At 63.6% G+C, this 14,547-nt stretch carries 10 protein-coding genes; 7 read left to right on the plus strand and 3 right to left on the minus strand.

From position 1 onward, the window contains the following. The first annotated feature begins 256 nt into the window (after nucleotides 1-256). Both Q4610_RS01365 and Q4610_RS01370 read left to right on the plus strand, forming a co-directional pair. The gene (locus Q4610_RS01365) at nucleotides 257-4,915 is read left to right on the plus strand and encodes an NAD-glutamate dehydrogenase (protein WP_304534222.1); all 4,659 of its coding nucleotides are present in this window, start codon (nucleotides 257-259) and stop codon (nucleotides 4,913-4,915) included. Nucleotides 4,916-5,452: 537 nt separating this feature from the next. Further along, nucleotides 5,453-5,632, plus strand: a complete 180-nt coding sequence (locus Q4610_RS01370) for a hypothetical protein (RefSeq protein WP_304534223.1) — start codon at nucleotides 5,453-5,455, stop codon at nucleotides 5,630-5,632. Between the two features lie 113 nt (nucleotides 5,633-5,745). Here Q4610_RS01370 and Q4610_RS01375 read toward each other — a convergent pair whose 3' ends face one another. Continuing rightward, on the minus strand, nucleotides 5,746-6,192 hold the full coding sequence (locus Q4610_RS01375; RefSeq protein ID WP_304534224.1) for an SHOCT domain-containing protein: 447 nt from the start codon (nucleotides 6,190-6,192) through the stop codon (nucleotides 5,746-5,748). A gap of 535 nt (nucleotides 6,193-6,727) precedes the next feature. On the opposite strand from Q4610_RS01375, the gene Q4610_RS01380 reads away from it, so the two are divergent. The 5 genes from Q4610_RS01380 to Q4610_RS01400 all read left to right on the plus strand — a co-directional run bounded on the left by Q4610_RS01380 (nucleotide 6,728) and on the right by Q4610_RS01400 (nucleotide 11,230). Further along, nucleotides 6,728-7,375, plus strand: coding sequence for a TetR/AcrR family transcriptional regulator (locus tag Q4610_RS01380; RefSeq protein ID WP_304534225.1), 648 nt, complete (start codon nucleotides 6,728-6,730; stop codon nucleotides 7,373-7,375). Between the two features lie 224 nt (nucleotides 7,376-7,599). After that, on the plus strand, nucleotides 7,600-8,046 hold the full coding sequence (locus Q4610_RS01385; RefSeq protein ID WP_304534226.1) for a nuclear transport factor 2 family protein: 447 nt from the start codon (nucleotides 7,600-7,602) through the stop codon (nucleotides 8,044-8,046). 1 nt (nucleotide 8,047) lies between these two features. Further along, entirely contained in the window at nucleotides 8,048-9,037 is a 990-nt protein-coding gene (locus Q4610_RS01390; protein WP_304534227.1) for an SDR family NAD(P)-dependent oxidoreductase, read from the plus strand. A gap of 1 nt (nucleotide 9,038) precedes the next feature. Beyond that, nucleotides 9,039-10,244: a cytochrome P450 gene (locus tag Q4610_RS01395; protein WP_304534228.1), complete on the plus strand. Its 1,206-nt coding sequence runs from the start codon at nucleotides 9,039-9,041 to the stop codon at nucleotides 10,242-10,244. Nucleotides 10,245-10,384: 140 nt separating this feature from the next. Further along, nucleotides 10,385-11,230, plus strand: coding sequence for an SDR family NAD(P)-dependent oxidoreductase (locus Q4610_RS01400; RefSeq protein ID WP_304534229.1), 846 nt, complete (start codon nucleotides 10,385-10,387; stop codon nucleotides 11,228-11,230). A gap of 186 nt (nucleotides 11,231-11,416) precedes the next feature. On the opposite strand, the gene Q4610_RS01405 is transcribed toward Q4610_RS01400, so the two are convergent. Then, on the minus strand, nucleotides 11,417-12,184 hold the full coding sequence (locus Q4610_RS01405; RefSeq protein ID WP_304534230.1) for an enoyl-CoA hydratase/isomerase family protein: 768 nt from the start codon (nucleotides 12,182-12,184) through the stop codon (nucleotides 11,417-11,419). A 175-nt stretch (nucleotides 12,185-12,359) separates the two neighbouring features. Continuing rightward, on the minus strand, nucleotides 12,360-14,366 hold the full coding sequence (locus Q4610_RS01410) for a molybdopterin-containing oxidoreductase family protein (protein WP_304534231.1): 2,007 nt from the start codon (nucleotides 14,364-14,366) through the stop codon (nucleotides 12,360-12,362). Nucleotides 14,367-14,547: the final 181 nt, after the last annotated feature.

A 14,547-nucleotide genomic window follows, 5' to 3' on the forward strand; every position in this document is an offset into this window, starting at 1 on the left:
GCCAATCCATGCTCGACATGCGGCAGCGACTGGCCGATAAGCACGCATCCCACACGCCCCGCGCCGTTCGCGCGGGCCGTGTTGCGCTACATCATTTAATTACAATATTCAGAAATTTTATTTCGCCCGCAGGGTTGAGCCGTTCTTCTGGCGCGCGCATATAGGCGCTCCATGCCGAGGAGAGCATGGCCATGATCCAGCCTCTCCTCCATTTTGCGATCGAAGCGGAACAAACCGCGGTGAGAGGTGGAAGCGAATGACGGCGCTGGCGGAAGCGAAGAACAAGGAAGTCGACACGATCATCGGGCAGGCGCTGGCGCAGGCGCTCAGCCGGGGCGCCTTGCCGGGCGAGAGCGAGGGACTGGACGAGGCCGCGCTGACCGCCGCCGCCGCCTTCCTTGGCCGCACCGCCAATGGGCGCAAGCCGGGCCAGGCCGCGATCAGCATCGAAACGCTGGGTGAAGGCGCCAATGGCCGCTTCATGCGCCTTGCCATCGTCAATGACGACATGCCCTTCCTGGTGGATTCGATCGCCAATGCGCTGGCCGCGGCGGACATCACCATTCACCGCCTGCTGCATCCGGTGCTGTCGGTCGCGCGCGATGGCGGCGCCCTGTCCGCGATCCTGGACGACGACACGCCCGGCGCGCGCCGGGAATCGATGATCTATGTCGAAACCGACCGCGCCGACGCGAAAGGCCGGCGCGCGCTGGAAAAGGCGCTCGCCGAAACGCTGGCCGACGTGCGCGCGGCGGTGGCCGACTGGAACGCGATGCAGTCCGCCATGGCCGCCGATGCCGACGCCGTGCCGGACGAGGAAGGCGCCGCCCTGCTGCGCTGGTTCCTGGCCCGCCATTTCACCCAGACCGGGCATGAAATCGTCCAGCGCGACGGCAGCAGCAGCGCGCCGCTGGGCATCTGCACCCGGCTCGACAAGCCGCTGATCGCGCCCGCTTCGCTGGAGGCCGCCTTCACCTGGTTCGAGGAAGGCAAGCGCACCCCGCTGATCATCAAGTCCAGCCGCATTTCGCGCGTCCATCGCCATGTGCTGCTCGACCTCATCCTCATCCCGATCCGGGAGGGCAAGCTGGTCAAGGCGCTGTCGATCCATGCCGGCATGTGGACCAGTTCAGGCCTGTCGGCGACGCCGGAAAAGGTGCCGCTGCTCCGCTCCGCGCTGTCCACCCTGATGGACAAGTTCGGCTTCGACCCGTCGGGCCATGCCGGCAAGACGCTGGCCCATGCGCTGACCGCGCTGCCGCATGACATCACCATCGGCTTTGACCGTGACACGCTGGAGCGGCTGGCGCTGACCTTCATGTCGCTTTCCGACCGGCCGCGCCCCAAGCTGGCGCTGGCCACCAGCGCGCTGGCCCGCCATCTCTACGCCTTTGTATGGCTGCCGCGCGATGAACTGTCGACCGCCCGCCGCGTCGCGGTGCAGGACATGCTGGCGCAGGCGGCCAACGGCCCGGTGCTAAGCTGGTCGATCGCGCTGGAAGAAGGCGGCCTGGCGCTGCTGCGCATCACGCTCGACCTGCGTGAAGGCGGCGTCGTGCCTGACAGCGACGCGCTCGACCGGCAGTTGCAGCAGATGGTGCGCGGCTGGGTGCCCGCCGTCGAGGAAGCGCTGGCGCAGACCGAGGAAGCGGGCCGCGCCGCCGCACTGGCGCAGCGTTTCGCACCGGGCTTCCCGCTCGTTTATCGCAACGGCGCGGGTCCGGCCGAAGCGGCGATCGACATCCGCCTGATCCACGGCCTGTCCGGGGACGGCGACAAGTCGATCCGCATCTATCGCAACCCGGAGGACAGCGCCGAACGGCTGCGGCTGAAACTCTACAGCCAGAACCCGGTCGCCCTGTCCGAAGTCGTGCCGGTGTTCGAGAATTTCGGGTTCCGCGCGATCGAGGAAATGACCACCGCCATCGATGGCGGCGCGCTCGGCCATGTCCAGCGCTTCGTGCTGGAACTGCCTGCCGGCGATGCGCAGGCCGTGATCGACCGGGCGGCGGTCGTGACCGAAGCGATCGCCCAAGTGCTGGAAGGCCGGGCGGAAAATGACCGCTTCAACGAACTGATCGTCACCGCCGGGCTTGCACCGCGATCGGTGGTGCTGTTCCGCGCGCTCTACCGCTATCTGCGCCAGGCGGGCGTCGCCTATGGCATGGCGACTTTTGCCGAAACGCTGCGCAAGGCGCAGGGTATCGCCGCCAACCTCGTCACCCTGTTCGAAGCCTTGCATGATCCGGCCGCACAGGACGGCGCGGCCGACCGTATCGCGCAGGCGCAGGCACAGATCGACGCCGGGCTGGAGCAGGTGACAGCGATCGACGAGGATCGCGTCCTACGCCTGCTGCGCGCAGTCATCACCGCCACGCTGCGCACCAATTTCTACGCCCCCGCCGCACAGGAGGCGCTCGCCTTCAAGCTCGACAGCGCGGCTGTGCCCGGCCTGCCCGCCCCGCTGCCCTGGCGCGAAATCTGGGTTTATTCCCCCCGCGTGGAGGGCATTCACCTGCGCGCCGGCCCGGTCGCGCGCGGCGGGTTGCGCTGGTCCGACCGGCGCGACGATTTCCGCACCGAGATTCTGGGCCTGATGAAGGCGCAGCGGGTCAAGAACGCCGTCATCGTGCCGACCGGCGCGAAGGGCGGCTTCTATCCCAAGCAATTGCCCAGCCCCCAGGTCGATCGCGACGCCTGGCTGGCCGAAGGCACCGAAAGCTATCGCATCTTCATCCGCTCGCTCTTGTCCGTCACCGATAATATCGTGAAGAACAAGGTCAAGCATCCGGCCGATGTCGTCATCCATGATGGCGACGATCCCTATTTCGTCGTCGCGGCGGACAAGGGCACCGCGACCTTCAGCGACGTTGCCAATGCGATCGCGCTGGAACGCGGCTTCTGGCTGGGGGACGCCTTCGCCAGCGGCGGCTCCAACGGGTACGACCATAAGGCGATGGGCATCACCGCGCGCGGGGCGTGGATCAGCGTGCAGCGTCACTTCGCCGAAATGGGCGTCGATGTGCAGACTGATCCGGTCAGCGTCGTGGGCTGCGGCGACATGTCGGGCGACGTGTTCGGCAACGGCATGCTGCTCAGCAAGGCGATCAGGCTGGTCGCCGCCTTCGACCATCGCCACATCTTCTTCGACCCCGCGCCCGACCCGGCCAAAAGCTGGGAAGAGCGCAACCGCCTGTTCGCCCTGCCCCGGTCGAGCTGGGAGGATTATGACAAGAAGCTCATTTCCAAGGGCGGCGGCGTTTTCTCCCGCAGTCTCAAGCGCATCCCGCTCAGCCCGGAAATGCAGGCGATCCTGGATGTCACCGACACCGAAATGGAACCGGCCGCGCTCATCTCCGCGATCCTGAAGGCCCCGGCCGACCTGCTCTGGTTCGGCGGCATCGGCACCTATGTGAAGGCAGCGGCGCAAAGCCATGGCGATGTGGGCGATCCGGCCAACGACCGGCTGCGCGTCAATGCCGAACAGTTGCGCGTCAAGGTGATCGGCGAAGGCGCCAATCTGGGCACGACCCAGGCGGGCCGCATCGCCTTCTCGCTGCGCGGCGGGCGGATCAACACCGACTTCATCGACAATAGCGCGGGCGTCGATTGTTCGGACAACGAAGTGAACATCAAGATCGCGCTGAACAAGGAAATGGCCGAAGGCCGCCTGCCCTTCGACAAGCGCAACGCGCTGCTCGAAAGCATGACCGATGCGGTCGGCGACATCGTGCTGGAGGATAACCGGCTCCAGGCGCTGGGCCTCTCCATCGCCGAAGCCGGCGGTGCCGCCGATCTTGCCTCCTATGTCCGCCTGATCGAGACGTTCGAGGAAAGCGGCCGGCTCGACCGGCAGGTCGAAGGGCTTGCGGCCAACGACCAGTTGCTGCGCCGCGGACAGGACGGGCTTGGCCTGACCCGTCCCGAACTCGCCGTCCTGCTTTCCACCGCCAAGCTGGCGTTGCAGGATGCGATCGAGCATGGCGAACTGGGCCATGACGCCAGCATGACCACCGAACTGATGGCCGCCTTCCCGTCTGCGATGCAGAAGAAGGAGGCCGACGCGATCGCCGCCCATGCGCTGCGGAAGGAAATCATCGCCACCAAGGTCGCCAACCGGATCGTCAACCGGCTGGGCCTGATCCATCCGTTCGAACTGGCGGAAGAAGAAGGCTGCTCGCTCGCGGACCTCGCCAGCGCCTTCCTCATCGCCGAGCGGCTCTACGACATCCGCACCTTATGGGAGGATATCGACGCTGCCGACATGAGCGAAGCCGCGCGCCTTGCACTGTTCAGCGACATCGCCAGCGGGATGCGCGCGCAGATCGCGGACATATTGCGCGCCCTGCCCGCAGGTACGCTGCCGGCGCAGGGGCATGACCGGCTGGCCAGCGGCGTCGGCACGCTCGCCGCGCAGGTGGACGACCTGCTCACCAGCGAAGCGCTGCGCCGCACCAATGCCGTCACCGACCGCCTGCTGGGCCTTGGCGCGCCGGAAGCACTGGCGCTGCGCACCGCCGGCCTGTTCAAGCTGGACGGCGCGGTCGGCATCGCCGCGCTCGCCGCGCGCATGGATGTGGATGAAATCGCACTGACCCGTGCCTTCACCCATCTGGGCGAAACGGTCGGCATCGACTGGGTCCAGTCCACCGCCGCGCGGATGGAGCCGTCCGACCCATGGGAACGGCTGCTCATTTCCGGCGTGGCGCGCGACATGCAGCAGGTGCGGCTCGACTTCCTGGCGCAGGGCAAGGGCAAGGATATCGCGGTGCATGTCGAACAATGGCTCAAGGCCAAGGGCGCGCGCATCCAGCAATTCCGCTCGCTGGTCCACCGCGCCAAGGCGGCGGCGACCCCCAATGTCGCCATGCTCGCCGAAATCGCCGGCCAGGCGCGCGGGCTGCTGGGGCGCTAGTATCCGATCACACAGCGTCGATTCGTCATTGCAAGCGCAGCGAAGCAATCCATGTGCGCTCCAGTGGATCGCCGCGCTGCGCTCGCAATGACGGCGTGGGTCAGTCTGACGTCATCCCGCTCCATCACTACTTTGGCAGAAGTGTGGAATGCGGTGGTGATAGCGCCGTTCCGCAATTCGGACAGCAGCGCGACGGCGGACGTAACAGGCGATCAAGGATGGCGTGACGGACGGCCGGGAGACTCGGCTGGGGTAGCGGACCGGAGAGTCTTTTTTTCCGCCCCACCTGCGGTCATCCGAATTGCGCGAACTTCGGCACCAGGATGTCGATCTCAAAAGCGGGCACATACATGTCGCCCAGCGCGCCGACCAGGGGGGGGCGCCATTGGCCCGCCGAAGTCGGCCGCCGGCACCCGCTCGATACCCATTCCCCCTGCCCTTGTCTCTGAGTTGCGGAAGTGGATGATGTGCACTCCGCATTCGGAAATCGGTCTGCTTTTCCCGGACAGCAGGGGCGGCGTTCGTCGCCATTCGAATTTGCTGAACCGCGAATATTGGCCACTTCAGATCAAGGCGGGCCTGACGCGCCCCGGCAAGGGCAAGGACGAGCGTGGAAAGCCCATTGATCGGGCGCGATACGACTTGCATGCGCTGCGCCATTTTGCGGCGAGCGCCTTGATCAAGCAGCATGCGGGCCTGAAGCGGCTCACTACCTGACTTGGCCATTCCAGCGCCCAGATGACGCTAGACATATACGGACACTTGTGAAGGACGAGAAGGCGGATGCGCGCCTTGTGGCGAAGGCATCGGCAGAGCTGCTGGGCTGATTTTCAGTTGAGCAGCTTTGACTTATGCGCCTGAAATTCGTCGGGAGTGAGCAGACCCTGTTCGACCAGCTTCCCTAGCTTCGCGATTTCGTCCGCGACCGACGAGGGGCGAGATTCTGTAGACTCACCTGCAGCGCGCCGTTCTTCAATCCAGTCGCGTAAGGCCGCAAACTCTGCTCGGTCCGCTGAACCAAATTGAAAACGGTTTTGGTGCTGCACATTGGGGCTGGCGTGGGGAGAAGGCGGCTGTTCGCCGAGAATGCTGATCTCGAGAAAGCCGGCCAACCATTCTCCCGGCTCCTTCCAATTGACGGAGGTGATTTTCGACACAGGAACGCGCTTCGTGCCCAAGAAGCCGTAATACCATACGGAATATTTCACGATCAGAATTTCACCTTCCGTCCAGATGGTGATGCCGGTGCAATTCAATGGCTCCGCAGCGTCGATCATCGCATTTCCTCCCCGTCGATCGACCTAACGATAGTGGCGTGACACCGGAAGAAACCCGTGCTGTCATGCAAGCGGGACCGCACGGCGCGCCATCATCGGGAAAAAGCAAGATCGGACGCCAATCGGACATGGACACCTGAAAGCCGCACAATTACGTGACTCCTAACGCAATCATAATCCGCGTGTCGGGGGTTCAAGTCCCTCCTCCCCACCATAAAATTCATTTATTGCTTTGTTTTAAAAGGATAAAATGACTTTCCGGAAAATCGGAACCAGATTTTATCACACATTTTCAGTGGGTCGCAGTGGCATGTGCCTACCCTTGCCGGGATGGTTGCGCCTTCCGTTCCGCCGCGGCCCGCATCCGGGAAATGCGAGGGGCCACGCCCGGCATCCCGGCGCAATCCCATCCGCTGAGCTAGCTGTGCAGCGGCACGCGCAATCATCGCCGATATCCGGCCTTCCGCAACGCTGGCTTAGGCCCTAGAAATTCGGGCCGAACGCAGTCAGGAATCGAGGAGTCGTCCAATTGACCATGCCCAGTCCTACGATCAGGACCGCACGTCGGGGGCGCCCCCGCAAGGATGAAGAGGCGCAATTGCAGGATGCATTCCTGGATCATTGCCTCAGCCAGTTTCTCGTCAAGGGATATCGCAGCACCACCATGGACGATCTGGCGCGCGGCTTTGGCGCCAGCAAGTCCACATTATACGCCCATTATGGCAGCAAGGCGGGATTGGTGCTCGCGGCGATGGAGCGCGCGGTGCCCATGTCACTTGGGCAGTTGAGTGCAGTCAATTCCGATCTGAAACGGCTGCCGCGGTCAGTATTGCACGATTTCGGCACCCTGTTGCAAGGCAATGCAAACGACCAGTCGGTTCGCGCCCTGTGGAGTGCCGTCATCCAGGCGCGAGCGGATAGCGACCGTATCGAACCTGCCATTGCAGAGGGCCTGAAGCGGACGCTTGCACCGCTCATCACCTATTTCGATCGCGCCGGCAAGGCCGGGATATTGCATGTTTCCGACCCTGACCGGGCAGCGCTCGCATTCGCTGAACTGGTATCTGGCGGCCTGAATGCATTCATGCACTCGCCCGTCGCGGCAGCAGAACGCGCGACGGATCTGGAATTCGCACTGGATTTGTTCATGCAAGGCGTCATGCCTCGCCAGCCCGCAATCTGAACCGCGCGCCTGCGGGTCAAATAATCATACTTGCAGTTCACTTTATCTCTATGCTCTATACGCGCCTGACCCAGCCGCAAGGTGAGTCGGGCGATAGATAAAAAGTGCATGGAGAAATTGTCACGAACCGGAATGGGTGCCGACACAGGATCAGGGTGAATGACCCTGTATCTGGTGAAGGCATTGCCCATCGTTTCGCGGCATAAGGAAACACAGGTAAGGCGATGACAGAAACAAGCCTGTCCGAAAAGCTGAACGCGATCGAGGAAATCAAGAAGGTCAAGGCCCGCTATTGTCGCTTTGTCGACACGAAGCAGTGGGATTCCTACCGGGATTTGTTCACTGACGACTGTATATTTGACGGAGCCGCCAGCGGCATGGGCGAAATCACCGATCGCGACGCCTTCGTGGCCCAGGCGCGGCAGGGGCTGACGGGGTGCATCAGTGTTCATCACTGCCATTGCCCGGAAATCGAACTGACGTCCGCAACGACCGCAAGCGGCATCTGGGCGATGGAGGACATGCTGCAATGGCCCGATCCGGCGGCCGGCCAGATCGCCCGGCTGCACGGCATGGGCCATTATCACGAACGCTACGCCAAGATTGGGGATGCCTGGAAAATCACCGCATGGCGGCTTGAGCGTCTCCGTGTGGATATGGAGACAGCCTGAAATGCGACAGAATGAGATATGTTTCGATGGTCGTGTCGCAATAGTGACCGGGGCCGGCAACGGTCTTGGGCGCGACTATGCACTGAACCTGGCCCGGCGCGGGGCCAGCGTGGTTGTCAACGACCTTGGCGTCGACACGCGCGGTCAGCCGCTGGGAGAAAATGGCGAAAGCGCCGCCCAGAAGGTTGTCCGGGAAATCGAAAGCACCGGCGGCAAGGCGGTCGCCTGCCATGAAAGCTGTGCGACACGCGAAGGGGGTTCGGCCATCGTGCAGGCGGCGCTCGACGCCTTCGGCAAGGTCGACATCTTCATTCATAACGCGGGCTTTCTGCGCAACGGCCCGTTCGAGACGCAGACAGACGCGCAGATCAAGGCGATCATGGACGTGCACCTGCTGGCCGGTTTCTACGTTGGCCAGCCCGCCTTCGCGGCCATGAAGCGCAACGGATATGGCCGCATCCTGATGACCAGTTCCGCGTCGGCCTTTTTCGGCATGCCATGGCAGGCCAACTATGCCGCCGCCAAGCTGGGGCTGGCCGGGCTCGTTAACGCCATCGCGCTGGAGGGCAAGAGTCACGGCATCCAGGCAAATGGCTTGCTGCCCGCAGGTTCGGGGCGACTTGGCCGGGGGGATGGCGAGATGGACTGGCCTGAGGGGCTGATGGCAGCCGTTCCTGATGGCATGGAAATGATCGCGCCCTGTATGCGCAACGCATATGTCACCCCGATGGTGCTGTGGCTTGTAAGCGAACGGTGCAAGACGAGCCATAGTTTCTACAGCGCCACCGCCGGCCGCTTCGCCAAGATTTTCATTGGCGCGACCCAGGGCTGGCTCAGCGATTTCGACACCCCGCCGATGCCGGAAGATATCGAGCGGCACATGGCCGAAATCGATGATGTCTCGACCTTTGAGATGCCACATATCGTGTTTGACGAATTTCGGCCGATCATCGCCGCGCATCGTGCACGGCTCGAAAAAAAGGGAGGCTGAAATGGCGACCATGCTTGCGGAAAGGCCGGCCCATGTTCCACCGGAACTGGTCGTCGATGCCAATATCTATGCCTTGCCAGGCGGCGAAACGGATCCGCAGATGGCCTGGAAAGCGCTGGATATTCCGGGCAACCCCGGCTTTGTCTGGACACCCCACAATGGCGGGCACTGGATTATCACGTCAGCCGACCTGTTGTGGGAAATTTTCCCCGATCTGGAACGGGTTTCCGCCAGGGACATTCAAATTCCGCCGGGCGATGGTTCATTCAAGCTGATTCCGAACGAGTCCGATGAGCCGGAACATCATCATTATCGCAAGATCGTCCTTCCTTTCGTAAGCCCCAAGGCTGTCCGCGGACTGATGGGCGATGTGCGGTCGCTGAGCGCAGAACTCATCAAGGGTTTCCTGGCACGTGGCGAATGCGAGTTCATGACCGAATTCGCGCGTCATGTGCCGATGCGCATCTTCCTGTCGCTGGTGAATTTGCCTGCGGACGATCGCGCATGGCTGGTCGACATTGTCGATAATGTCATACGCCCCGCTTCCGACGCGGTACGCAACGAAAATACGGCCAAAATGTCCGGCTATCTGGAAAAATGGATCGAGAAGCGGCGCGCCGAGCCAGGCGACGATCTGCTCAGCGCCATCATCCACGGCAAGGTCGGCGACCGTCCGATGAACGAGATCGAAGTGCGGGGCCAGTGCATGGACGTGATGTTCGGAGGACTGGACACGGTCGCCAGCATGATGGGCTTCGTCATGCGGTTCCTGGCGACGAACCCTGGTCATTACCAGCAGCTTGTGGATAATCCGGCCAAGATCACGCTCGCTGTGGAGGAAATGTTCCGCCGCTACGGCGTGGCCAATCCCGGTCGCCGCGTCGTTCGCGATGTCGTGCGTCAGGGCTATACAATGCAGGCGGGCGATATGCTGGTTCTGGCCACATGCATGCACGGACTGGACGAGACGCGGTGGGAGAACCCGCTCGTGGTGGACTTTGATCGCCGGCGCAGCACCCATTGCACGTTCGGCAATGGCGTTCACAACTGCCCCGGTGCCGGACTGGCACGCAGCGAGATCACCATCATGCTGGAAGAATGGATCAAACATATCCCGCAATTTGGCCTGGATCCTGACCAGCAGGTGATAACAGCGACAGGCGCGGTAAACGGGGTGATCAAACTGCCGTTGGTGTGGCCCGGATAAATCCTCTCGCTTGTTGATGCAAACCCGTTGTCGTGGATTTTCATGCGCGCATCGGCGGTGCCTGCTCAACGCGCGTGGACGATTCCTGGCCGCAACCTGCGGAGAATGGATGCAGTGGGAAAAGAGCGGGAGACTATGGAATGGATCTGGAACTGAAAGACAAGCGTGCGCTGGTCACGGGAAGCAGTTCGGGTATCGGTGCTGCAATCGCGCGGACATTGTCAGCCGAGGGCGCCAGGGTCGTCGTGCATGGCCGTGACGAAGCCAGGACGAAGGCGGTCGCGCAGAGCCTGATCGACGCGGGCGCGGAAGCCGGCTTCGTCACCGGCGACCTGAGCCGCGAAGATGTGTGTGCAGAAGTAGCAAAGGAGGCTGCGGCCTTTTTCGGGGGCATCGACATTCTGGTCAACAATGCTGGCGGCATGGCCGCCTCCAGCCGCCCTGACACGACCGCCGATTCCTTCAACCGGCCCTGGCTGGAAACGCCCTGGAATGACTGGCTGTGGACCTATGAACAGAATGTCGGCTCCTCTGTACGGCTGATCCAGGCCTTTGCGCCTGCCATGATCGAGCGTGGCTGGGGCCGGATCATCAATTTGTCGAGTGCATCCGCGACACAGACCGAGCCGGATCTTGCCGACTATCAGCCAGCCAAGGCGGCGATAACGAACATGACCTCAGGCTTGGCGAAATCTCTTGCAGGAACCGGCATCACCGTGAACGCGGCGTCGCCCGGCACGATCGCGACCGAGGGCGTGCGGAAGGGGTTCATGGAATGGGCCGCGCAACTGGGCTGGGAACAGGCCGATGATTGGGACGCAATGGAGCGTCGCTTCGCGACCGAAATGTTCCCGCAACCGACCAGCCATTTCGGACGACCGGAAGATATCGCCCGTATGGTGGCGTTCCTTGCAAGTCCGCAGGCCAGCTACATGAACGGCAGCAACTATCGCGTCGATGGCGGAATGTGCCGGTCCGTCAACTGAGGGGAAGCACCGGGATTCCCATGAATCCGGGCACAATATGTTTGTCGGGGGCAAGGGGTTTGCCTGAGGCGGAGGCCGCGTTTTTCAGACGCAGGCACTGCCCGGCGCTGCGACCTTGCCGGCCGTTGCGACGGGTGCGACCGAACGATTGCCGGGTGCCCCGCCTGCTGGAGCAGGCGGGGTAACTCAGGCGCGCGGTATCAGCGTCGCGAATGCCTCCAGCATCAGGCCATGCGACAGTTCCGCCTCCATGCGGGCACGAAGATGCGTGGTCAGCACTGTACGAGTGCGCCGCAGCATGGGCAGTGGCAGCGCGGCCAGCCGATCGGCATGGCTGCGCGCACGGTCCATCAGCGCATCGGGGGCCAGCACTTCACCCACGATGCCCAGCGCCAGCGCTTCGGCCGCACCGATCTTTTGCCCGGTCAGCAGGAAATAGCGCCCGCGATTGGGGCCGAGCAGCATCGGCCAGATCGCCTGCACTCCGTCGCCTGGCACGACGCCGCCCGCCACATGCGCGATGTCGGCAAATTCGGCCGTATCCGCCGCGAGCACGATATCGCACAGCAGCGGCAATTCTGCATGGATATGCGCGGGCCCGTTAATGGCCGCGATCATCGGCACAGGCACACGCAGCAGATTGTCAAGCAGGGCCACGCCCTCGCGATGAACCCGCTCCCACATCAGGGCCATGTCGGTTTCGGGCGGGCCGGCCTGCATGTCCATATGCGCGCAGAAGGTGTCGCCGGTCGCGGTCAGGATGACGACCCGATTTTCGTCGTCGCGGGCGATGTCGGCGAACAATTCCCCCAGTTCGCGATGTAGCCCGTTGAGGGCGATGCCCCATAGCGCCTCGCCCCCGCGCGTATGCATTCGCACGGTCAGGCCGCCGCTGTCGCTGCGCTCGACATGCAGGCTGTCATACCGATGTTGATAGTCCGTCAGTCGCATCATCTTTTCCTGTCGCTCTATATTTGGCGTGTCTCTCGATATCCGGTCGCATCCGGTCCAGTGCACATGCAGGCCGGGCACCTGCGGAACGACGCACCGCTCAATCATGCGCGCGCGGATGCATGGGGGCAATGGCCCTGGATCGAGAGCTTCCTGCGATGCGTTCGCCCGATGGCGGTCACACCGCTTCGACCGTGACGGGCAAGGCGGAAAAGGTCGGCATGCCCGTCAGCGTGTTGACCGCCCTGCTGCTGGTCAGGTCGTTGGCGTTCATATCGGCAAAACCGTGCGGCACGTTCATCACCCCGCGCGACAGCGTGGCGTCGATCCGCACGATGCCCCGCGTTTCGCCATGGGCGCTGCGCACGATCGCCATCGCCCCGTCTGCCAGCCCGGCCCCGGCCGCATCGTCCGGGTTCATCATGATGCCCCCTTCCGCCCGGTCGGGGTTCACCCGCGAATTGAAATGATGGTGCAGCCGCCGCGATATCATGAGCAGCGGATCGTCCCGCACGGTCAGCGCGCCAAGCTGTTCGACCAGCGGCGCGGGCGCCAGCCGCCAACCGCCCACCGCATCGATCCGGTCGAGGAACCAGCCGAACGTCGCCCCGCTTTCCTGCACATAGCCGCTGTCCTTGACCTGCGCGAAGCTGGCCGGGCTGCCGGCGGTGACATGGGCCATGAAATCCTCGTCATTCGCGGCATCGGGGTCGATCCCCAAGGCGAGGTCATAGCCCAGCCGCTTGCCGATCTGCGCCAGCACCCACCATCCCGATCGCACGCCCGGCGGCGGCGGGACGAGCGCCTGGGTAAAGCTGGTCGCCACCGCCGGCGATATCATGTCGAGGCACATGGACACGTCCAGCCGCTCGAACTGGGCCTTGAGCGGCAGAACATGGGTGGAGATGCGCGTGGTTTCGGTTTCCACCACGTCGAGCGTCGCGAGCACGTCGAGCCGGGCGAGCGCCGCTTTGGATCGCGCCGTTTCGGGCATGCACTGGACCAGCCCGCCGCTGAGGTTGATGAGCGCGCGCAGATGCCCCGCGTCGATTTCATCCGGCATCGCCGCAACGGGATATTCGCCGATCCAGCTCGACAATTCGGGGCGGCTGGCGGGACCGGGACGCACATGCCCTTCCGCCGGGGCGCTGGGAATGTCGCGCCGGTGCGCCTGCGTATGGAAGCCCGGATTGAACCACACGCCGCCTTCGCGGTCGAGCGAGCCGGTGATCGCCATCAGCGCGAGCGAGAGCCAGTGGACGACCCCGCCGGTGGATGACATCGACACGCCCGTCCCGCATTCGATTGCCAGGCGCCCGTTGCGCCGGACGGCGGCCAGCAGCGCGGTCAGTTCCGCCGGATCGAGGCCGGTCAGCCGTGCCGCCTGCGCCAGATCGAACGGTGCGGCCGCGCGGGCCAGCCGGTCGACATCCTGCGTATGGCGCGCGATATAATCATGGTCCGCGCCCTCGACCAGGATTTCGCGTACCAGAAAGGCCAGGATCGCATGGTCCGATCCGGGGCGCGCCGTCAGGTGACGGGTTGCCTTGGTCGCGGTTTCCGTCCGGCGCGGATCGACCACCCACAGGTCCGCGCGGCTGGCCACGTCGCGCAGCAATTTGGTCGGATTGGAATGGACCGTCGCCTGCCCGTGCGACACCAGCGGATTGGCGCCGAAATAGATCAGCATCCGGCACCGATCGAAATCCGGCTGGGTCAGCGCCATGGGTGAACCGGCGACCAGTTCGCCCGCGATGCTTTTGGGAATTGAATCGATCGTCTGGTCCGAATAGGCCTGCGGCGTGCCCATGGTCGCCGCCGCGCCACGCGCCGTCAGATAGAGCAGGCCGTCGAAGAAGGCGCCTGCGCCGATGAAAAAGCCGATCGCCTGCGGCCCCGACTCGGCGATGATAGCCTTGAGCTTTCCGGCAAGGTCGTCGAGCATGTCGTCCCAGCCCGTTTCGACCTGTCGCCCCGCGCGGCGGACCAGCGGCGCCAGCAGGCGGTCGGGGCTGCGGTGGAATTCGGGCAGCAGGCGGCCCTTGTGGCAGGAATAGCCGCCGCTCAGCGGATGGTCGCGCTCGCCCCGGACGCTCAGCACGGTGTCACCGTCAACGTCCGCGATCAGCCCGCAGGCCGAATTGCAGATCCGGCAATAGGTCTTTATCTGCTTGCTGGCCATCATACTCTCCTCCGGTGCGCCTTTGGCATGCGCCGCATTCTAGGCGCTTTGGGCCAAGTCACCAGCGACCGCCTGATCTCGCAATCCTTGCCCCGTGAACATAGTACATTCGTGATATAGCAAGAGGCAAAGACAGATCACTGTCGACTTGAGAGATGGCGAAGATGAAATATCCTGTCGGACA

This window comes from Sphingobium cyanobacteriorum (assembly GCF_030580935.1).
Taxonomy (GTDB): Bacteria; Pseudomonadota; Alphaproteobacteria; order Sphingomonadales; family Sphingomonadaceae; genus Sphingobium; species Sphingobium cyanobacteriorum.